General features: G+C 46.4%; 19 protein-coding genes. 14 read left to right on the plus strand and 5 right to left on the minus strand.

Going from position 1 to position 20,753, the window contains the following annotated elements:
- The first annotated feature begins 99 nt into the window (after positions 1–99).
- The 9 genes from OGH69_RS09955 (at position 100) to OGH69_RS09995 (ending at position 7,689) form a co-directional block, all read left to right on the plus strand.
- Positions 100–981, plus strand: a complete 882-nt coding sequence (locus OGH69_RS09955; protein ID WP_265174313.1) for a tetratricopeptide repeat protein — start codon at positions 100–102, stop codon at positions 979–981.
- A 57-nt stretch (positions 982–1,038) separates the two neighbouring features.
- Positions 1,039–1,587, plus strand: a complete 549-nt coding sequence (locus OGH69_RS09960) for a helix-turn-helix transcriptional regulator (protein WP_265174314.1) — start codon at positions 1,039–1,041, stop codon at positions 1,585–1,587.
- 18 nt (positions 1,588–1,605) lie between these two features.
- Positions 1,606–1,959, plus strand: coding sequence for an arsenate reductase family protein (locus OGH69_RS09965; protein ID WP_265174315.1), 354 nt, complete (start codon positions 1,606–1,608; stop codon positions 1,957–1,959).
- A 47-nt stretch (positions 1,960–2,006) separates the two neighbouring features.
- Complete coding sequence (locus OGH69_RS09970) at positions 2,007–2,867, plus strand: YicC/YloC family endoribonuclease (protein ID WP_265174316.1); 861 nt, start codon at positions 2,007–2,009, stop codon at positions 2,865–2,867.
- A gap of 89 nt (positions 2,868–2,956) precedes the next feature.
- On the plus strand, positions 2,957–3,526 hold the full coding sequence (gmk, locus tag OGH69_RS09975) for a guanylate kinase (RefSeq protein WP_265174317.1): 570 nt from the start codon (positions 2,957–2,959) through the stop codon (positions 3,524–3,526).
- A 3-nt stretch (positions 3,527–3,529) separates the two neighbouring features.
- The gene (gene nadD / locus OGH69_RS09980) at positions 3,530–4,111 is read left to right on the plus strand and encodes a nicotinate (nicotinamide) nucleotide adenylyltransferase (RefSeq protein ID WP_265174318.1); all 582 of its coding nucleotides are present in this window, start codon (positions 3,530–3,532) and stop codon (positions 4,109–4,111) included.
- Between the two features lie 153 nt (positions 4,112–4,264).
- Positions 4,265–5,425, plus strand: a complete 1,161-nt coding sequence (locus tag OGH69_RS09985) for an iron-containing alcohol dehydrogenase (RefSeq protein WP_265174319.1) — start codon at positions 4,265–4,267, stop codon at positions 5,423–5,425.
- Positions 5,426–5,691: 266 nt separating this feature from the next.
- On the plus strand, positions 5,692–6,687 hold the full coding sequence (locus OGH69_RS09990) for an NAD(P)H-dependent glycerol-3-phosphate dehydrogenase (protein ID WP_265174320.1): 996 nt from the start codon (positions 5,692–5,694) through the stop codon (positions 6,685–6,687).
- 12 nt (positions 6,688–6,699) lie between these two features.
- Entirely contained in the window at positions 6,700–7,689 is a 990-nt protein-coding gene (locus OGH69_RS09995) for a TerC family protein (RefSeq protein ID WP_265174321.1), read from the plus strand.
- 1 nt (position 7,690) lies between these two features.
- Here OGH69_RS09995 and OGH69_RS10000 read toward each other — a convergent pair whose 3' ends face one another.
- Both OGH69_RS10000 and OGH69_RS10005 read right to left on the minus strand, forming a co-directional pair.
- The gene (locus tag OGH69_RS10000; protein WP_265174322.1) at positions 7,691–9,025 is read right to left on the minus strand and encodes a WG repeat-containing protein; all 1,335 of its coding nucleotides are present in this window, start codon (positions 9,023–9,025) and stop codon (positions 7,691–7,693) included.
- Positions 9,025–11,865: a GH92 family glycosyl hydrolase gene (locus tag OGH69_RS10005; protein WP_265174323.1), complete on the minus strand. Its 2,841-nt coding sequence runs from the start codon at positions 11,863–11,865 to the stop codon at positions 9,025–9,027. Before OGH69_RS10005 ends, OGH69_RS10000 begins: the two co-directional genes overlap by 1 nt.
- A gap of 103 nt (positions 11,866–11,968) precedes the next feature.
- Here OGH69_RS10005 and OGH69_RS10010 point away from each other — a divergent pair, with 103 nt between their 5' ends.
- Positions 11,969–12,424, plus strand: a complete 456-nt coding sequence (locus tag OGH69_RS10010; protein ID WP_265174324.1) for a DinB family protein — start codon at positions 11,969–11,971, stop codon at positions 12,422–12,424.
- 36 nt (positions 12,425–12,460) lie between these two features.
- Here the strand turns inward: OGH69_RS10010 and OGH69_RS10015 are convergent, their stop codons facing one another.
- The gene (locus tag OGH69_RS10015) at positions 12,461–13,258 is read right to left on the minus strand and encodes a DUF3298 and DUF4163 domain-containing protein (RefSeq protein ID WP_265174325.1); all 798 of its coding nucleotides are present in this window, start codon (positions 13,256–13,258) and stop codon (positions 12,461–12,463) included.
- A 78-nt stretch (positions 13,259–13,336) separates the two neighbouring features.
- Between OGH69_RS10015 and OGH69_RS10020 the strand changes: the two genes are divergently transcribed.
- The 4 genes from OGH69_RS10020 to recO all read left to right on the plus strand — a co-directional run bounded on the left by OGH69_RS10020 (position 13,337) and on the right by recO (position 19,111).
- Positions 13,337–14,506 (plus strand): cystathionine gamma-synthase, encoded by a 1,170-nt coding sequence (locus tag OGH69_RS10020; RefSeq protein WP_265174336.1) that lies wholly within the window; start codon positions 13,337–13,339, stop codon positions 14,504–14,506.
- A gap of 175 nt (positions 14,507–14,681) precedes the next feature.
- Positions 14,682–16,025 (plus strand): NADP-specific glutamate dehydrogenase, encoded by a 1,344-nt coding sequence (gene gdhA / locus OGH69_RS10025; protein WP_265174326.1) that lies wholly within the window; start codon positions 14,682–14,684, stop codon positions 16,023–16,025.
- 112 nt (positions 16,026–16,137) lie between these two features.
- Positions 16,138–18,396: a type IX secretion system anionic LPS delivery protein PorZ gene (locus tag OGH69_RS10030; RefSeq protein WP_265174327.1), complete on the plus strand. Its 2,259-nt coding sequence runs from the start codon at positions 16,138–16,140 to the stop codon at positions 18,394–18,396.
- Positions 18,397–18,400: 4 nt separating this feature from the next.
- Positions 18,401–19,111 carry a DNA repair protein RecO gene (gene recO / locus OGH69_RS10035; protein ID WP_265174328.1) on the plus strand — a complete coding sequence of 237 codons (711 nt, stop codon included), beginning with the start codon at positions 18,401–18,403 and terminating at the stop codon, positions 19,109–19,111.
- A gap of 13 nt (positions 19,112–19,124) precedes the next feature.
- Here recO and OGH69_RS10040 read toward each other — a convergent pair whose 3' ends face one another.
- Both OGH69_RS10040 and OGH69_RS10045 read right to left on the minus strand, forming a co-directional pair.
- On the minus strand, positions 19,125–20,048 hold the full coding sequence (locus tag OGH69_RS10040; RefSeq protein ID WP_265174329.1) for an alpha/beta hydrolase: 924 nt from the start codon (positions 20,046–20,048) through the stop codon (positions 19,125–19,127).
- Positions 20,049–20,063: 15 nt separating this feature from the next.
- Positions 20,064–20,576, minus strand: a complete 513-nt coding sequence (locus OGH69_RS10045; RefSeq protein ID WP_265174330.1) for a hypothetical protein — start codon at positions 20,574–20,576, stop codon at positions 20,064–20,066.
- Positions 20,577–20,753: the final 177 nt, after the last annotated feature.

Here is a 20,753-nt window from a genome sequence, read left to right on the forward strand (position 1 = left end):
CTCCTTTGGAGAGGGGCTGGGGGTGAGGTCTATAAAAGAATTACACTGAGTATATTTTTTTCTATCTTGCGGCAGGCTAAGCCATCTCCTTGTCCCGCTATGAAAAAACTGCCTGTACTGACTTTTTGCTTTGCTGCTTTTATCCTGCTGCTTTTCGGCGCATGCCGGAAAGATAAGGATAAGGAAGCGGCTACCGGGAAAAAAGAGGTTTCCGAATCCGTCAGCCTTACCGATTTGGGCAATGAAGAATGGCGTATGGGAAACTACCAGAAAGCACTCGACTATTTTACGCAGGCCTACAAAAAAGTAAAGGAAGAAGGTAACGAAGAGCAGATGGCAACACTGCTCAACAACCTCGGGCTGGTGCACTGGCGGCTTGAGAACAACGAGGCTGCCATGGAGTGCTATGATGAAGCCGCGGAGCTTGCCCAAAAAACCGGCATGAAGCGCCTGCTGGGGCTAACGCTTACTAATCGCGCACTGATACTCAGGGAGCAGCGTAATTTTAAGGAAGCCTTTGCCCGTAATAACGCTGCAATAGCCATCTTTAAAGAGATTAACGAACCCCGCGACCTTGCCATTGCTTATAACAACCAGGGACAGATATACCGTTATGGAGAAAATCCTGATCCGGCCCTTACCTATTACTTGCTTTCGCTTGAAGAATGCAAAAAGATTGACTACATGGAAGGGATGGCAACCGCGTGGCAAAATCTCGGTACCGTATATACCCAAAAAGGCGATGCAGCAAAAGCTTTCGATGCTGCGCGCAAGTGCCTTGCCATTGCACGCCGGCTTGACAGTAAGGTTCGCATCCGTGAGGCTTACGAGGAGTTGTCTAAAAGCCATGAACGTTTCGGCACAGCCGACTCTGCCTTATACTATTACAAAAAGTATTTTGAGGTAGAGCGCGACCTGATGGAGGCCAACCAAAGCGAGCGCCTGTCGCAAAACCAGGCGGAACTGGGGCTGGAAGTATAAAACCTGCGCATACAAAACCTGCAAAATGAAAAAGATATTGCCAACAACCGCCTGTGGATGATTGCCCTGGGGATATTGGCAGTATTGCTCGCGGTTGCCTTTTTTGTGTACCGTTATTTTTCCAGGATGCGCTTTAAGGAACGCCACCTTGAAATGGAACTGCGCAACACCCAAAAGATCATCGATATAAAGGAACAGGAACTCAAAACGTATATCATTGACCTTTCCCGCAAAAATGCCATAATTAGTGGCCTGCAGGAAGAAACACAGCCACAGACCGAACCTGATGAACCTACCGAAGATGAAATTTCGGCCCTGCTGGAACAAAAGATACTTACGGATGATGACTGGGAACAGTTCCGGTCGCGTTTCCGTGCCATATATCCCGGATTCTTTTCGCGCATCAGGGAGAGCGGTGTAACCCTCACCGAAGCCGAAACCCGCATACTGGTGCTCATGCGCCTGGAGCTCAACGGCCCCGACATGGCAGGCATCCTGGGCATATCGCCTCAAAGCGTAAGGGTTTGTAAAATGCGCCTCAAGAAAAAGCTTAATGCAGTAGGCTATGAAACTGTGGAAGCTTTCCTGGAATACCTTATAGGGTAAAAACTGTATTTTTGCAAAATGAAAAAAATATTCTACCTCAAGACGTGCGACACCTGCCGCAAGATACTCAAGGCATTACCCAATACAGAAGGCTTTACGCTCCGCGAGATAAAGACCGAACCCATTACCCCTGAAGAACTGGCGGAAATGCACCGCCTGGCCGGAAGCTACGAAGCGCTGTTCAGCCGTAAGGCAACTTTATATAAAGAGCGGGGACTGAAGGATGTACAGCTGACAGAAGCCGATTACAAGAATCTCATCAATGAGCATTATACCTTCCTGAGCCGCCCGGTTATAGTAGATGGCGACAGTATTTTTGTAGGCAACAGCAAGCAAAATGTGGAGGCTGCCATTGCGCATTTAGGCCGCTAACCATCCCTCCATTATTTTTATTAACTTTGTGGCTCTAAATTTTTTGCATGATACAATCCATGACAGGCTTTGGCAAAGCATCGCTGCAGTTGCCCAACAAAAAGATTACCGTAGAGGTAAAATCCCTAAACAGTAAAGGCCTTGACCTGAATGTGCGCATGCCGTCGGCTTTCCGCGAAATGGAGCTGGGCCTGCGCAACCAGATAGCCCAAAAGCTGGAACGCGGCAAAGTGGACTTCTCGCTTTTTGTTGAAGTGACAGGAGAAGAAACATCATCAAAGATCAATGTGCCTATTGTAAAGGCATACATCAGCCAGATGAAGGAGGTGATCCCCAACGGCGATGACACCGAATTCATGAAGATGGCCGTACGCATGCCCGATGCGCTTAAAACCGAGCGTGAAGAAATAGACGAAAACGACTGGGGACAGATACAAGGGGTTATAGTGCAGGCGCTGGACAACATACACAATTTTCGCGTAACTGAAGGCGTAGCGCTGGAAAAGGAATTCCTGGTGAGGATATCCAACATACTTTCACTGATGAATGAAACGGTGTCCCTTGACAACGAAAGGCTGGAAACCGTTAAAACAAGGCTGCACGCCTCCATTGACGAGCTTAAAGTGAATGTCGATGAGAACCGTTTTGAGCAGGAGCTCATTTTCTACCTCGAAAAAATGGATATTACCGAAGAGAAGGTGCGCCTTGAAAACCACCTGAACTATTTTATTGAAACACTGGCCGGATCGGAAGCGAACGGCCGCAAGCTGGGCTTCATTACACAGGAAATGGGCCGCGAAATTAATACCATGGGATCTAAGGCCAACCATGCAAAAATGCAAAAGCTGGTGGTGCAGATGAAGGATGAACTGGAAAAGATCAAAGAACAGGTACTTAATGTTCTATAGTTCCGGGTTTAGAGTTCAGAGTTGCCATACAGTATGGAACCCTGAACCCTGAACCCCAAACTCTAAAGTAAACAACAACACAACAACTAATGAAAGGCAAATTATTAGTATTCTCGGCTCCTTCCGGGTCGGGTAAAACAACCATAGTAAGGCACCTGCTGGCCCAGCCCGAACTGAACCTGGAGTTCTCTGTTTCGGCAGCCACCCGCGAGCCACGCGGAACCGAGGAGCATGGCAAGGATTATTACTTCATATCGCTTGAGGAATTCAAGAAGCATATCAAGGCAGAGGAATTTGTAGAATGGGAAGAGGTGTACCGCGACAATTTTTACGGTACGCTGAAAAGCGAGGTAGAACGCATCTGGGCGCAGGGCAAGAATGTGATATTCGACATAGATGTGGCAGGCGGCCTGCGCATCAAAAAGAAATTTCCCGAAGAAACGCTGGCTGTTTTTGTAAAGCCGCCAAGTATCGACGAGCTGAAGATACGCCTGAAAAAACGTAGTACCGAATCGGACGACAAGATAAACATGCGCATAGCCAAGGCCTCGGTAGAGCTGGCCACCGCACCGCAGTTTGACGTGGTGATAAAGAACTACGACCTGGATGTGGCGAAGCAGGAGGCCTATGATTTGGTAAAGGATTTTGTAAGCAAATAAGTCATGAAAGTCGGGCTGTATTTCGGAACATTTAACCCCATGCACATAGGGCACCTCATCATTGCCAACCATATCGCCGAGAACAGCGATCTGGACCAGGTGTGGCTCGTGGTAACCCCGCACAACCCGCACAAGAAAAAAAGTACGCTGCTGGACGACCACCACCGCCTGCAGATGGTTTTTTTGGCTACAGAAGATTACCCGAAACTGAAGCCCAGCGACATCGAGTTCAAGCTGCCACAACCGAATTATACAGTACACACACTGGCACACTTGCAGGAGAAGTTCCCCACGCATGAGTTTTCGCTCCTGATGGGTGAGGATAACCTGAATTCCCTGCACAAGTGGAAGAACTATGAGGTAATCATCCAAAACCACGACATCTACGTATATCCGCGCCTCAACACAGAGATTATCGACCCGGAAATTGAAGCTTCGGCCCGAATCCACCGGGTTGATGCCCCGGTTATTGAATTATCATCCACGTTTATCCGCGAAAGCATAAAGAAAGGGAAAAATGTACAGCCCATGCTGCCCCATAAGGTATGGCAGTATGTGGAGCATAATCTATTCTACAAGAAATAGTCGTAGTTTTCAGTCCCAGTCCCAGTCTCAGTTCTCATTAGTCCGCAATCATCAGCAATCATTACGCTGAAAACTGTGAATGCGACCTATTTGCCGATAGGCAGGATATATACTATTTCGTATATTTGAATACAAAACAAAACACGAAATACCATGCTCAACTTCGAACTATATAACCCTGTCAACCTCGTTTTTGGCAAGGGACAGATGGAAAAACTTTCCAAACTCATTCCGGCGGATGCCAAAATATTATTAGCTTATGGCGGCGGGAGCATTTTCGCCAACAGCGTGCACGCGCAGGTAACCGAAGCCCTGAAAGGCTATGACATTACCGAATTTGGCGGCATTGAACCCAATCCCCGCTACGAAACGCTGATGAAAGCCGTGCAGCTTATCCGCGAAAAAAAACTCGATTTCATTTTGGCAGTGGGTGGCGGATCGGTTATCGATGGTGTAAAGTTCATTTCGGCAGCGGTAAACTTTGAAGGCGACCCCATTGACATCTTACGGAAAAGGATTCGCATAGAAAGCAACGCCATGCCTTTCGGTACCGTGCTTACATTGCCGGCAACGGGTAGCGAAATGAACTCGGGTGCTGTTATAAGTGTGGAAAGTACACAGGAAAAGCTGACCTGCGGAGGGCCTGCCCTGTTTCCGAAATTCTCGATCTGCGACCCGGCTACAGTGGCCTCACTACCGAAAAGGCAGGTGCAGAATGGCGTTATAGATGCTTTTACCCACGTGATGGAGCAGTACCTTACCTACCCGCACGATGCGATTTTGCAGGACCGCATAGCCGAAAGCATTTTGCAGACATTAATCGAAATAGGCCCGGGAGTTGCTGAAAACCCTGCCGACTACAAACTGGCATCCAACTTTATGTGGTGCTGTACCATGGCCCTAAACGGACTCATCCAAAAAGGCGTGCCTACCGACTGGGCTACCCATATGATTGGCCATGAACTTACCGCGCTTTACGGCATCGATCATGCCCGTACACTGGCCATCATTGCGCCAAGCCTGTACAAAGTGATGTTTGAGACCAAAAAAGAAAAGCTGGCACAATACGGGACCCGTGTTTGGAATATTTCTGAAACGGATGTTGACAAAGCCGCAAAGCTGGCTATTGCTAAAACAGTAGAATTTTTCAAAACCATGGGGATGCCGGCAAGGGTGTCCGAATATACCGCCGATTATCAAAATACTGCCGATATCATTGTGAACCGCTTTGAAGAACGCGGATGGAGGGCAATGGGCGAACGCGGCAACATTACTACTGATAAGGTCAGGGAAATAGTAGAGATGAGCTATTAAGCAAAAATAAAAGGCACTCCTGTGGAATAAGGAATGCCTTTTAAAACACCAAAAACAAAAAATTTAACTAACCTTGTATATCCTAATTATAACGTAATTATAGTTGGATAACGCTGTGAGTGCTTTTGGAATTGCGTTGAAAATCATAATAAAATGTTAATGTTTGATGTGTTTTTAATAGGCGGAAAAAACATTTAGCATGATGCTAAGAGGCAGGTTGTGTTAAAAATGAGTATTTTTGACGTTTCAATTCAATCGATGTACTAATGAGTGACACTCCAAAGTTCGCCGTTATAGGCGGCGGAAGCTGGGCCACGGCGATTGCCAAGATGCTTTGCGTAAATGTACCTGAAATAGCGTGGTACATGCGCAACAACGACGCCATTGAGCACCTGAAACTGCAAAAGCACAACCCCAACTACCTGAGCTCGGTGGAATTTGACCCTAAAAAACTGCGCCTTACCAGCGACATCAACGAGGCTGTTGCCTATGCCGATTACGTGATATTTGCCATACCGTCGGCTTTTCTCAGCAAAGAATTGGAGAAGATGACGGTGAGCCTGGAAGATAAAGTAATATTTTCGGCCATAAAGGGTATCGTGCCCGAAACCAGCCTTATCGTAGGAGAGCATTTCCATGAGCAATATAATATTCCTTACGAAAACATAGGAGTAATTACGGGTCCCTGCCACGCAGAAGAAGTAGCGCTCGAGCGCCTTTCGTACCTTACCATTGCCTGCGGGAATGAGAAAAAGGCCAAGATAATGGGCAAAAACCTGAGCAGCCATTACATTAAAACTAAAACATCTGATGACATTGTGGGCACCGAATATGCCGCGATGCTCAAGAATATTTATGCCATTGCCGCCGGTATTGCACATGGTCTGGGTTATGGCGATAACTTCCAGGCCCTACTGATGAGCAATGCCATAAGGGAGATGAAAAAGTTCATCCGCAAGGTGCATAAAATGAAGCGCAACATCAACAACTCGGCTTACCTGGGCGACTTACTGGTAACCGGTTACTCGGTATTCTCGCGCAACCGGATGTTCGGCAACATGATAGGCAAAGGCTATACGGTAAAATCGGCCATGATGGAAATGAGCATGGTGGCCGAAGGCTATTACGCTACAAAAAGCGCCTACAAGCTGAATACGGACTACAAAGCCAAAACACCGATAATAGATGCGGTATATGAAATTTTGTATGAAGGGAAAGAAGCACGCTCTACGTTTAAAAAGCTAACGGAAAAACTCGATTAAAAACCATGTAGCATGAATCACGACCACCTTATCAATCATCCCGGCGTATTGGCAGCCTTTTCGATAGTGGTCATAGTGATGCTCCTGCTGGACCTTGGGGTGTTCAATAAGCACAGCCATGTCGTTTCCAATAAAGAGGCCTTCACATGGTCAATAGTGTGGATATCGCTGGCCATGCTGTTCAGTGGGGTGATTTATTATTTTCTTGGTTTTGAGCAGTTCACTCAGTTCCAGAGCGCATACTGGATAGAAAAGGCACTGTCTGTCGATAACCTTTTTGTATTTATATTGGTCTTCGGGTTCTTTAATGTCCCGAAACGCCTGCACCATAAAGTATTGTTTTGGGGCATCATCGGCGCATTGGTGTTCAGGGCGATATTCATTTTTACGGGGGTAGAGCTTATCAATCATACCTACCTGCCCGAAATGAGCATTTTTGGCGAAAAGGTACGCATCAACGCAGTATTGTCATTCTTTGGGGTGTTCCTTGTTTTTGCAGGGGTAAAGTCGTGGTTTGCCAAAGAAGACGATGACGAGAACAAGGATTTTTCAAAAAGCCCGGGCGCACGAATTATCTACAAATTTTTTAAAGTCACTAAAAACTACGAGGGCAGCCGCTTTTTCGTGAAGATTAATGGTGAGCGCATGGCCACACCGCTACTGGTAGTTGTAGCCGTCATCGAATTTACCGACCTCATTTTCGCGGTAGATTCCATCCCGGCCATATTTGCCATAGCACCTGACGACCCTTTTATTCTGTACACCTCCAATATCTTTGCGATATTGGGATTACGGGCGCTGTACTTTTTACTGGCCAACTTTATGCACATGTTCAGCAAGCTGCATTACGGGCTGGCGCTTATCCTGGCTTTCATCGGAATTAAGATGCTAATTAATCCGTTTGTGCATATATCCTCGCCGGTATCTTTGGCCGTGGTGGGCGGGATACTTGTAAGCGCCGTTGTAGCGTCGCTAATGTTTCCTGCAAAGAAAAGCCAATAGCTTATTTGCTATCCTCAAAGAATTTTACGCCATTGCTGCCTACATAGCAGGTTTTGCCTTTATCGATGAATTCATAGATATAAAAATCGCTTCGGGAGCGGCTATTAAGATCAATGCGTGTGATGAATTTGTCATAGGCGGGTTCTATGAGTACTGTACCTTCCATACCTAAAGCAAGCCCCCTGCCGTTGTCATCAAATATGCCGACTTTCCCTTTGCTTTCTAACACTTTTACACCCATGTCGTGTATCGCATCATAATTGTGCGGTATCAGCAGGGTGGATGTCTCATAATTATAGAGTCCGGCTTTTTTATCATTGTAAAGCACTACTGTCTTCCCCCAGGAATCGAATACTGTAATCTTTCCGTACACCGGGGGTATGAAAAATTCGCCCCTCCTGCCTTCAAGGCCGATCAGCTGTTTTTTGTTCGATTTAATCACATATCCCGCATTCCAACCCGGTATCTGCGCAGGCTTATATTCATGCTTGCCATTGGTGCGTAAAGTGCTGTAAAAATCCGGATTTACCTCTTCTGCAATTAGGGTTATCTCTTCTCTTTGCGTGTATAGCTCTATAAAGCTGCTCATTACGCTAAGGCCATTTTCGGTAAGGTCCGGCTTTTGCTTCAGTTCCTCCTTTTTCCCGTCAATGCTGACCGCATAGTTTTTGTTGCCTATTGCTCCATAGAAGATCTTTCCCTTTGCATCGGCATAGTCGAAATCCTGGTCAATCATGGCGAGGCTGTCAAATTCAAAACCGGTTACGGTCCTGCTTTCGCTAAGGTTGAAAAGAGCAAACTTGTTGCCCTTTTTCAGCTTTACACCATCATGCGACATTTCGACAGCCGCTTGCAGACCACTTTCGAGTACCTTATCCTCATTGGTAATTATATAATATTCATTACCTTTCTTTGCCATGAAAATTTTGCCATCCGTCAGGTGTCCCCTGTGAAAGAAGAATTTGTCAAGCAGGTTATATTTTATAGGCACCATTTCCTTTCCTTCATGGGTATACAACCCCCACAAACCTTTTTTCTGCACAAAAAACATGTGCCCGCGCGGGTTATAATAACGAGCAAAAATGCTGTCGAATTCCGGCTCGAACACTACTGAACCGGAGCCGTCTATAATTCCGGCCTTACCAGTCTTATAAACCTTATATTGTCCTTCAATGCTTTTGATATCTACTTTGTCATAAACAGGTTCAATGATAACTTTCCCATTAGCATCGCTGTAACCCCACAGGCTGCCTTTGCGGTAGGGCACATACACATCATTGCTTTGGGCCAATGCATTTGCAATGCAAAACAGCGCGAAAAATAAAAACTTTGCCATTATTTACCGGTTTCAATTGTAATCTCATCTATAAAAATAAATGCCTCACCCCCTGCACCCTGGTGCCATTCCGGAAGCGTGCCGAAGTTATAGGCTTTCACTTTTATGTACCGTGCAGACGTATTACTCAAACCCACTACCATGCTGCTTGCCCTTACATCGTAATTTTGCGCAGGAATCATATTCTCAAGGGTCTCTGCCAAAGTAAAATTCACATTATCATCCGATACATAATATTCCACTTTTGTCGGGAATACGATCCACGCGCGTGTATCCTGCAGGAAGCGGGATGAAATGCTCTTAACAGGCATTTTTTTCTGGAGGTCGATTACCGCTTCAAAATCCTGCCCCTGGTAGCCCTGCCAGTCGCCCTTACGCCAGTTTTCCGTCCCTTTTATCCCATCCAGCAGGCCATCGGGACCACCGGCATGGTATTGTGGGTTGTATTTTGATTTGAGCGTGATGGTGTAGTCGTTGGGTTTTTTAAAGAATTGTGCGGTTACAGTATCGCTTTTTATTCCGTTGCCCTCATCTTTAAGCGCTTCTACAACTGAGGATGCCGTAAGTACCACAGGGTCTTTATATATTTTGAAAAGGCCTTTTTCTTTTGAATCAATACCATAAACCCGATAGTTAATAGGCATCTGCCCAGATTCAGTATCAACAAATTTCACCGTCATTTTATCTTTAAACGACTTGCTTTCTGCTTCAATAACCGGCACAGGGTGCAGAGGACTCCAGCCTTGCATTTGCTGCTTGCCATACCACTCCTTCATGAACCCAAGAAAGTAAAGTTCTCTGTTGGTGCTCCCTTTAGAAATATTGGTCGATGTCCCATCTTCAAAATGTATTTTGGCAAAATCAATGTTTGGTTCGGTAATGTCCCACAAAGGCCTGCCCGGTGTTACGGCATATACGCCCAGGCTGCTCAGCACATACCATGCGCTCATTTGCCCGCAGTCTTCATTACCAATCAGGCCATCAGGTGCATTCTTATAAAAATTGTCGAGCATGTAGTGCACCTTTTCCTTTGTTTTCTCCGGTTTGCCCGCATACGTATACAAATAGGCCATGTGGTGGCTTGGCTCATTCCCATGCGCATATTGGCCCACGAGTCCTGTAATGTCCACCTGCTCCCTGCCGGTAGTAGTCGATGGCGCCGAGAACATCTCATCCAGCTTCGCCTCAAACTGCTGCTGCCCGCCAAAGGCTTCAATAAGCCCCATGATGTCTTGCGGAACGAAAAACGTATACTGCCAGCTGTTCCCTTCGGTAAAGTTGTTGTTTACCTCGCGCGGGTCGAAGGGCTTGTCCCACCCGCCATTGCGTTTTGGCCTCATGTGCCCGGTTGAGGGATGGAACAGGTTTTTCCAGTTTTGCTGGCGTGTCATGAAGTAATCGTACTCCTTATCCTTACCCAATAGCTTCGCCATTTGCGCAATGCACCAGTCATCATAGGCATATTCCAGGGTTTTCGATACGCTTTCGTGCTCATCGTCAATGCTGATGAAGCCGTTACTCTTATAGGCATCCAGCCCCAGGTGGTCGAGCATGGCGCTGTGCTTTGCGGCTTCAAAGGCTTTTTCGTAATCAAAACCCTTAATGCCTTTTGCCATCGCATCGGCCATTACCGAAACGGAGTGGTAGCCTATCATGCAGTCGGTTTCGTTGCTGGCCAGTTCCCACACCGGCAGCCTGCCGCCCTGCTCGTATTGTTTGATGAATGTATTGATGAAATCGGCCGTACGCTTTTTATCGATGAGCGTGTACAGCGGATGCGCCGCACGGAATGTGTCCCACAGCGAAAATACCGAATAATAGTCGAAACCTTCCGCTTTGTGGAGTTCATTGTCCCGTCCGCGGTACATCCCGTCAACATCCATGGCAATGTTGGGCTGCATCATGGTGTGGTACAACGCGGTATAAAAAACTGCCAGTTTATCCTTGTCTTTTTCCTGTATCTCAATTTTCGAAAGTTCCTTGTCCCATAGCTTTGCGGCTGCCGACTTTGCCTTTTGAAAATCCCATCCCGGCATTTCGGCTTTCATGTTCTTTGCCGCACCTTCATAGCCTGTTGGCGAGAGCGCTACTTTTACAAGGAGCTTTTCACCGGCCTTCACATCTTTGCTGAAGCTTAATGCCAACAGCGAGCCTGCGAATTGCTTATCGGTCACTTTTGCAGGTGCAAAGGCGTTGTTGTTTACTGCTGTTATTTTCATCGGCTGGCTGAACTCAATGCGGGCATATACATACTGGTCGCGTGCCCAGGCCTCACTGCGGCGCAGCACTTCGATGGTTTTACTGTCAATTACTCTTACATCGCCCATCAGCAGCTTGTCGCGGTGGTTCAGGTCGAGAATGATGTTGGCCTGCCCTTTTTTGGCAAAGGTATATTGGTGCAGCCCCACACGTGCCGAGGCCGTTAGTTCTACTTTAATGGCATCGTCATTCAGCTTTACAGAATAATAGCCTGCCGTAGCCATTTCATTGGCATGCGAAAAGGAAGAGGAATAACTTTTATTATCCAGCTTCGGCTCCCCCATCGTAGGCATCAGCATGATGTCGCCGTAGTCGGAAACGCCCGTGCCGTTGAGGTGCGTATGGGAGAAGCCGTAAATCACGCTGTCGGAATAATGATAGCCACTGCAACCGTCCCAGCTGCCGTCGATGCGGGTATCGGGGCTAAGCTGCACCATCCCGAACGGCACCGTAGCGCCGGGAAACGTATGCCCGTGGCCGCCGGTACCTATAAAGGGGTTGACGTGTGTTGACCACGCCGTATTTTGTGAATATGTGATTACAGAAACGAATAATGATAGTAGTAGTGTTGCTTTTTTCATTTTTTCGGAAGGAAAATTTTGATAAAGATAAAGAAATCCTGATGTAAAAATTCGCCAATCCAATGGTGAAATTCGTTATATTTATACTCCAAACAAAACAATTATGGAACACCAATTCAGGATCACGCGCGTAAGCCGTGAAATTTATGATCGCTATTTTGACACGTATTCGCTGGAACAGCTAAACAGGATACCGCCCGGTTTTAGCAACAACCTGATATGGAATATCGGGCATATCATCGTGTCGCAGCAACTATTGGTATATGGCGGTGCAGGAGAGCAGCTGCATGTAAGCGACGAGCTGGTGAGCAAATACATGCGGGGTACAAAACCGGAATATGACCTCTCGCAAAAAGAAGCAGATGAAATACGCGCACTATTGTTTACCCCCGTTGAGAGGACGGAGCAGGATTACTACAATAAGCTATTTAAAACATTTACCGAACGCACAACCCAGCTTGGCTTTACGCTCTCAAGCGTGGAGGATGCCATCAGCTTCAACAACTACCACGAAGGCATTCACCTTGGGATCATGATGAGCATCAGGAAGTTCCTTTAATCCGGAGTTTGCTCACCCGGAACTCAAAACCCAAAACTATTTAATTTTAAGATAGGGCTCTGCTTCACTATACGGAATCTCCAGTTTTTTTGCACCATCGGCAAATGAACTTATCTCTACCGGATTATAGAGGAGCAACAGCCCGTTATCGGTATAAAAAATGTTTTGGGGCAGTGCGAAACGGTTGTTTTCAAACATCATTCCGCCACTGTTGATGAGCTTGCCGGCGGGGATGCCGAATTTTTTCCGGAATGCTTTTTCGGCAAAGGAGGTAAACCCTTTTTCGTCTTTAAGGATGTCCGACCGCTTCAGTGTCCTTCCGGTTTTGGCATCGATGATTACTGAACGGTTGCCTTCGTAGCCGTGTGCGCCGCCTGTAAACATATAGTTGTTTACCTTAAAGTTGATGATATTTTCGCTTTGATATTCTTTAGTGGCTTTAATTTCCGCTTCCCAGTTCCAGGCGGCTTCCTCAGGATATTTTTTGGCGAGGTCGTCGTAGGATTGGATGAACTTAGAAGTAAGTTCATCATAATTTTTCGCATTAGTAGGCTTTTCACCAAAATAGACAATGCTTCTTACCACCCTGAAAACTGCATTGTTAATGCTGTCTGCAAGGCCATCAACGCCTAAAGCTTCTTCGATTTTTATGTCCACATACGAGCATTTCTTTTGGCAAATGGTGCTTTTTTTAGTGTAGGACTTTTGCTCAAAGCTAAGAGGTACAGCTTCAGCGGGCGCTTCGGTTACAACTGTAGTTGTCGTTTCTTCTTTTTCTTTTTTACATCCGGCGAGCAGTATCAGTGCAAGGGCAAAGGTGAGGCAGCTTTTCATATAGTATGGTGTTATTCTTTTGCAAAAGGTGGCCTGTAGTGTTACACACGTAACCAATTTCCAGTAAATTTGCCTAAAATTTTCGACAAACAAACTACACGTTATATGAAATTTAACACGAAAACCATACACGGCGGCCAGCATCATGATCCCTCAACAGGGGCAGTAATGCCGCCGGTTTACCAAACATCTACCTTCGTACAATCGAGCCCGGGCGTACACAGCGGCTACGAATACAGCCGTGCGGCGAACCCAACGCGTACGGCATTGGAAAATGCATTGGCAAGTATTGAAAACGGCGCCCGCGGGCTTGCTTTTTCATCAGGTCTTGCGGCAACCGACTGCGTACTGCGTATGCTGAAAGCGGGCGATGAGGTTATTGCAATGGACGACCTGTATGGCGGTACCTACCGCATGTTTACCCGTGTGTATAAAGATAGCGGAATAAAGTTCCATTTTGTGGACATGAACGATTTGGACAAATTCCGATCGCTGTTCAATGACAATACGAAGCTGGTATGGGTGGAAACGCCCACTAACCCGTTGATGAAGCTGGCCGATATTGCCGCTGTAGCAAAAATATGCAAGGAAAAAAAGGTACTTTTTGCGGTAGATAATACTTTCGCTACACCGTACCTGCAAAGGCCGTTAGATTTGGGTGCCGATATTGTGATGCACTCGGCTACCAAGTACCTGGGAGGGCACAGCGATGTGATTGCCGGCGCACTGATAATTAAAGATGCCGAACTGGGCGAGCAGCTGCATTTTTTGCAATTTGCCACTGGGGCTACCCTCGGTCCGCAGGATTCATACCTTGTGTTGAGGGGTATCAAAACCCTGCATTTAAGGATGCAGCGCCATTGCGAGAACGGCCAAAAGGTTGCCGAATACCTAAGCAAAAACCCTAAGATCAAAGCGGTATACTACCCCGGGCTGGAGAGCCATAAGTTTTACGATCTTGCCAAAAGGCAGATGCAGGGCGGCTTTGGCGGCATGGTGTCGTTTACCTTCGCTTCCGGTGAAAAGGCAGAGGCCATAAAATTCCTGGAGAACCTCAAAGTGTTCACATTGGCAGAATCACTTGGCGGAGTTGAGTCGCTGGCCAACCACCCGGCGCTCATGACGCATGCCTCGATTCCGGAAGATAAGCGCAAGGAGATAGGCATAAGCGACGACCTGGTGCGCCTCAGCGTAGGAATCGAAGATGCGGAAGACCTTATTGCGGATATTGAGCAGGCTTTGGGATAGTTGATGCGGTTATTTGTGGATTTGGTTATTTGTCTTTTAAACATAATCGAATAACCAAATCCACAAATTAGCCTGTTTAACAAATAACCGCATACACACATATCCAAATAAACAAAAAATGTATATTTGCCGAGTCTAACGAAAACGTTTTCTTAAATACTAAACCATTCAACACATGACGAATAGCTTACAGTCCTTTATGGACAGTGTTTCAAAAAGGAACGCCAACGAACCCGAATTCCTACAGGCAGTACACGAGGTTGCCGAAACCGTACTCCCTTTCATTGAAAAGAACCCGAAATACCAGGGCAAAATGCTTTTGGAACGCATGGTGGAAGCCGAAAGGGTAATCATGTTCCGCGTTACATGGCTTGATGATAAAGGCGAAACCCAGGTAAACAGGGGATTCAGGATCCAGATGAATTCGGCCATCGGGCCCTACAAAGGCGGCCTGCGCTTCCATCCTTCGGTGAACCTGAGCATCCTTAAATTCCTCGCTTTCGAGCAGACTTTCAAAAATAGCCTTACTACATTGCCAATGGGTGGTGGAAAGGGGGGGTCGGATTTCGATCCAAAAGGAAAATCAGAAAATGAGATCATGCGTTTTTGCCAGAGTTTCATGACCGAGCTGTCAAAGCATATCGGGGCTGATACCGACGTTCCTGCGGGCGACATTGGTGTGGGTGGACGCGAAGTGGGCTATATGTTCGGCCAGTACAAAAGGCTACGAAACGAATTTACAGGCGTGCTTACCGGAAAAGGCATCAGCTTTGGCGGGTCGCTTATCCGTCCGGAAGCTACCGGCTACGGCTGTGTATACTTTGCACAAAGCATGCTGAATACCAAAGGTGAAAGCTTCATAGGCAAAACAGTGGTCGTGTCAGGATCAGGCAATGTGGCGCAATATGCTGCAGAAAAAGCCATGCAGCTGGGTGGTAAGGTAGTTACCTTCTCCGACTCTGCCGGATATATTTATGACGAAGAAGGTATCAACGAAGAAAAACTTGCCCATGTGATGGATCTGAAGAATGTGCAGTACGCAAGGATAAGCGAGTATGTTAAAAAATACCCTAATGCCAAATATGTGGCAGGAGGAAAGCCGTGGGAAGTGGCGTGTGACATTGCGCTGCCATGCGCTACGCAAAATGAGCTGAATGGCGATGAGGCGAAGCAGCTTCTTGCGAATGGCTGTATATGTGTAGCCGAAGGAGCCAACATGCCATGTACGCCGGAAGCGGTTATTGCTTTCCAGGATGCCAGGATACTTTTTGCCCCGGGCAAAGCGTCAAACGCTGGAGGTGTTGCCACATCGGGCCTTGAAATGTCGCAAAACTCGTTGCGCCTCAGCTGGACAAGGGAGGAAGTGGATGAAAAACTAAAAAGCATCATGCACAACATCCACAGCGCCTGCCTTACTTATGGCACGAAGGAGGACGGATTTATTGACTATGTAAAAGGAGCCAACATTGCCGGTTTTGTAAAAGTTGCCGATGCCATGCTTGCACAGGGGGTAGTGTAATCCCTTACAGATTATATGCAGCCTCCCGCTTTAGCGGGAGGCTTTTTTTACCCGTCATACAAAAACGGCTATAAATGCGTTTTAGCTTATATTTGCGCAAATAATTGCTTTGATGAAAAGACTTTTTCCAATAGTTTTCCTTTTGCTTCATGTGTTGTCCTTCGGGCAGGGCAACCAAACGTGGGGAAGCTATTTTTCCTATAATAACATCCAGGACATTACACAGTCCAACAATCGTGTGTTTGCCGCATCGGAAAGCGCCATGTTTACCAAGAATGTTGGTACTAACGAAATAAAAACAATTACTTCGGTAGATGGTTTAAAGGCTGAAACCATTACTGCCATACACCACAGCCCTACCTATAGCAAAACGCTGGTAGGTAATGCCAACGGACTTTTGTTGGTTGTAAACAGTGACTTTTCTGTCCTTAATAAAATCGACATTATACAGGAGACCACAATTCCGGCAGCAAAAAAGAAAATCAACCATATTTATGAATATGAGGGTAAGGCTTACATAGCTTGTGATTTTGGCATCGCGGTCTTCAACCTTGCTACACTTGAGTTTGGCGACACTTATTTTTTGGGGCCCCTGGGTGCAGAAATACCGGTAAACCAAACCACAATACTCGATGGCTATATTTATGCCGGCTGCGGGGGCTTTGGTATCAGGCGCGCAACCTTTCCCAACCCCAATCTTAACGACTATAGCCAATGGACTGAGATTTTTGGTGGAGGGTGGACAGCAATACATAGCTATGCAGGCTATTATTTTGCAGGGCATCCAAGTGGTGACCTTCTCAAGCCTGAAGGAACAATTCCATGGCCGTTTGACCACCTGCCGTCTGCCGTAGTCGACCTGCGCGATGCTGCCGGCTATATGCTCGCTACATGTGCCACGCGGATAAATGTGTATAATGAGGCATTGGTACGTGTATACCAGGTCAATCTCATTCCGGGTGAAAACGTTACGTTTACCTGTGCCACAATTGTGGGCGGGGAGATATTTATCGGTACAAAGGAAAAAGGTGTATTTACAATGCCTCTGACAAACTTATCAGCGGTAACCAACATAACTCCTAACGGACCTTTGCGCAGCAATATATTTGCGCTGGAAAAAACAGCCAATAATCTATGGGCAGCTTTTGGGGGGTATGACGGTACCTATACCCCAACCCGTACCCGGTATGGTGTAAGTAAACTGACTCAATCGGGGTGGACGTCCATTCCTTATGAAGACTTGCTTGATACCCAATCAATAGCCTCTATAACGGCAAATCCAAATAATGAGAACCAGGTCTTTTTTAATTCAGCCGAATCGGGACTGCTGAAAGTGGAGAACGATGAAGCGGTAATACGCTATACTGAGGGAAGCAACAGCCCCCTCGAAAGTGACTCTAATACATGGGTAAGAGTGTTCGATAGTGCATTTGATAAAAACGGCAATCTTTGGGTGCTGAACAGCCTGGCTATGAATACCATAAGGAGACTGAATCCCGGTTCTAACCAATGGACATCTTATAGTGTCGACGAAGCTACAGGAATTGCTAATTATGTAAAAGTTATAGTAGACAGGAATACGACCAAATGGATGGGTACCGGGGGCAAGGGGCTTGTAGCTTTCAATGAAAACCTGAGCAATAAATTCATAGTAGTGCGCGGTGAAGAAGACAATATGCCTTCCGATGATGTAAAGGCTTTGGCCATAGACAACAACAACCGCCTGTGGATAGGTACAACCCGCGGCCTCAGGGTAATAAGCAGCATTGAACGGTTTATGACCGAGGACGAGCTTACTGCAAACGCCATCATTATAATGGAAGATGGCCTCGCACAGGAACTGATGTTTGAGCAGGTAATAACCGATATTGTTGTGGACGGCGCCAATAACAAATGGATAGGCACTGCAGGGGCAGGGGCATTTTTGGTGTCGCCGGACGGGCAGAAAACCCTTTTTCATTTCACCAAGCTGAATTCACCGCTTCCCAGCAACAACATTAATGACATAGAGATTGACCCGGTTACCGGTGAGGTGTTTTTTGCCACTGAAGGCGGTATGGTATCCTATAAAGGCACTTCTACAGCCGCTGCCGGCGACCTGAGCAAAGTATATGTGTTCCCCAATCCGGTACGTCCCAATTTTGACGGCGACGTAAACATCAGCGGACTGATGGATAACGTAAACGTAAAGATAACCGACATAGAAGGCAACCTGGTATTTGAAACCACATCTGAAGGCGGTACCGTGCTTTGGAATACTACGGCCTTTGGCAAATACAAAGTGGCATCGGGCGTATACATGATCTTCATCGCTTCGGAAGACGGTACCGAAACGAAGGTGAAAAAGGTGATGATCATCCGCGGCAACTAAACTTATGTTAGTCAGGACAAAAGCCATAGTCATCAGTTCGCTCCGGTATCAGGACAAAAGCCTTATTGTAAAGTGCTTAACAGAGTCGGACGGGGTAAAATCCTATTATGTGAGGGATGCTTTTTCCTCCAAAAAAAACGCACAAAAAACCGTATACTTCCAGCCGCTTACCCTTTTGGAAATAGAAGCCGTACACAAGAACAAAGGCACCCTCGAATATTTTAAGGAAGTCAGGCTGGCGCATCCGTACTACACCATCAATAGTGATATCGTAAAGACCACGATAGCCATTTTTGTTTCGGAAATGCTGCACCACTGCATAAAGGAAGAGGAGAAGAACCAAAACCTGTACTCTTTCCTGGAAACAGCACTGCTGTGGCTTGACAGCCATGACAATTCGGCCAACTTTCACCTCGTGCTGCTGATGGAGGTAACCAAGTTTCTTGGTTTTTATCCTGACAGGAACAGTTCCCATCCGTTTTTCGAAATGACCGAAGGCGTTTTTTCTCCTTATCACGGCATAAGTTGCTTAACGGAGGAGGAAACGGCATTATTCCGGACACTCATGGATTTAAAATTCGACAACAGTGGCAAGGCCTTTCATGTTTCCGAACGTCAGGCATTGCTGAAAATACTGTTGGACTACTATGCGCTCCATCTGGAAGGTTTTAGGAAACCCAATTCGGTAGAGGTGTTGCGGGAGGTTTTTAGTTGAAATTTCAAGCCCGTTATTTCCCAAAACAAAAATTATACTCACTATTTGCATAACATGTTTTACCGGTAGGGATAACGGTATGCGACTGCTCTTTCCCGCCTTGTAGCGTGAGGTTCATAAAGTCGACAATCTGTTGCTGGCCCTTTGCAAAAAGCATATCGCTGTAGTCATGCTCGCCACCGCAATAGGTAACAAGGTGTGTACTTCCGCCTAAATCGATAATGCGGTTGTAAATGGAGTACGAGCCAAACAGCATCAGCCATCCTGATGAGCCTGCCGGGCAGTAATGGTGCGCCGCCGTGGCATAGGGTACGGTCTTATCGCAGCTGCCATGGAAGAGCATTACAGGCACCTGTGTGTTTTTGTTGATGAGGTTGATGTCCATAATGGCACCGGCTCCCGAAATGATTCCAGCGTATTTAAAATTGGCCGGAAGCCTGCCGGAGTACATCTGAAGCATGGGCTGCTCCCAAAATGCGGCGTGCAGCGCCGTTTCAGCACCGGCACTGCTGCCTGAGATGAATATTTTTGCCGGGTCAATGTTATAGGTTTCCTTATTATTGATGAAAAACACAGCGGCCTGCTGCAGCTGGTTGGCCGCAATCTGGATCGCTTTGACCTTTTCGGTCAACACACCCCCACAGCTAAAGTTTTTCCCTTTCATGTACAGCGAATAGGTGATGGATGCTGCCGCATAGCCCTTAGAAGCCGCATAGCTGCAGATGTGGTGCCCGTGCTTCCTTTCTCCGCCCGCAAAGCCCCCGCCATGTACATGGATGAGCAATGGGGTTTTACCAGCCTGCTTGCCCTTTGGCAGGAATAGGTCGAGCTCCAGTTTCAGGCTGTCGTTGGTAAAATAGGTTATGGTTTTATATTCCTGGGCCGATAGTGACAGAAAGCAGAATAATGCAGTAAAAAGTAAAATTTTATTTTTCATAGCGAGATGTCCCGGTTACCCTTTAATTAATTGACTTGCCTTAAATACTTTAGACCATTTCTCAATGAATTTGGAATCAAGGTTTTTCTTCTTAATCGCAGCAAAATTTACGTAAAGGCCTTCGTCACCCTGTATCGCATAATATAATTGCGATTCGGGTTTTGGGTCGTTATTAAATTTAGGGCTCTCAATTTTAAATAGTACCCAAATGTTCTTCGCGTTGTCATCGCTTTCCAAAATAGTCATTTTCGATTCAGGGGCATTTTGCAGGGCGCTTTGCTTAAAAAGCCCGGCAATTTGTGAGGTGGTTGGAATTTTTACACCCTTTATGGTCATCATTGTTGCCATAAGTGTCCACTTTTCGAATGTCTCTTTTTCAGGGATTAGCTCAACCATATGGGTTGGGCCATCAGTTTGGTCGCTTTCGATCTTAAGTTTATCTTCTTTTGGCCAATCAATTTTCAAGGATTCCTGCCCAAAACAAATATTCATGATAAGCAGAACGGAAAATAACAGTAGTTTTTTCATTCGGAAAGATTTATTTTCCAAATATAAGGGATTAAAACACATGTGCGTGTCAGAAAACAAAAAAGGGGCTGTCTCAAAAGTGAGGCAGCTCTAATTTTTTAAACAAATAAGGGAGCCCGAGGGCTCCCTATATTCTGCAAGTTTGTTAACTTGCGGTGTGTATAATAAATCAAAAGT

Origin of the sequence: Flavobacterium sp. MFBS3-15 (assembly GCF_026107645.2) — a bacterium.
Taxonomy (GTDB): domain Bacteria; phylum Bacteroidota; class Bacteroidia; order Flavobacteriales; family Flavobacteriaceae; genus Flavobacterium.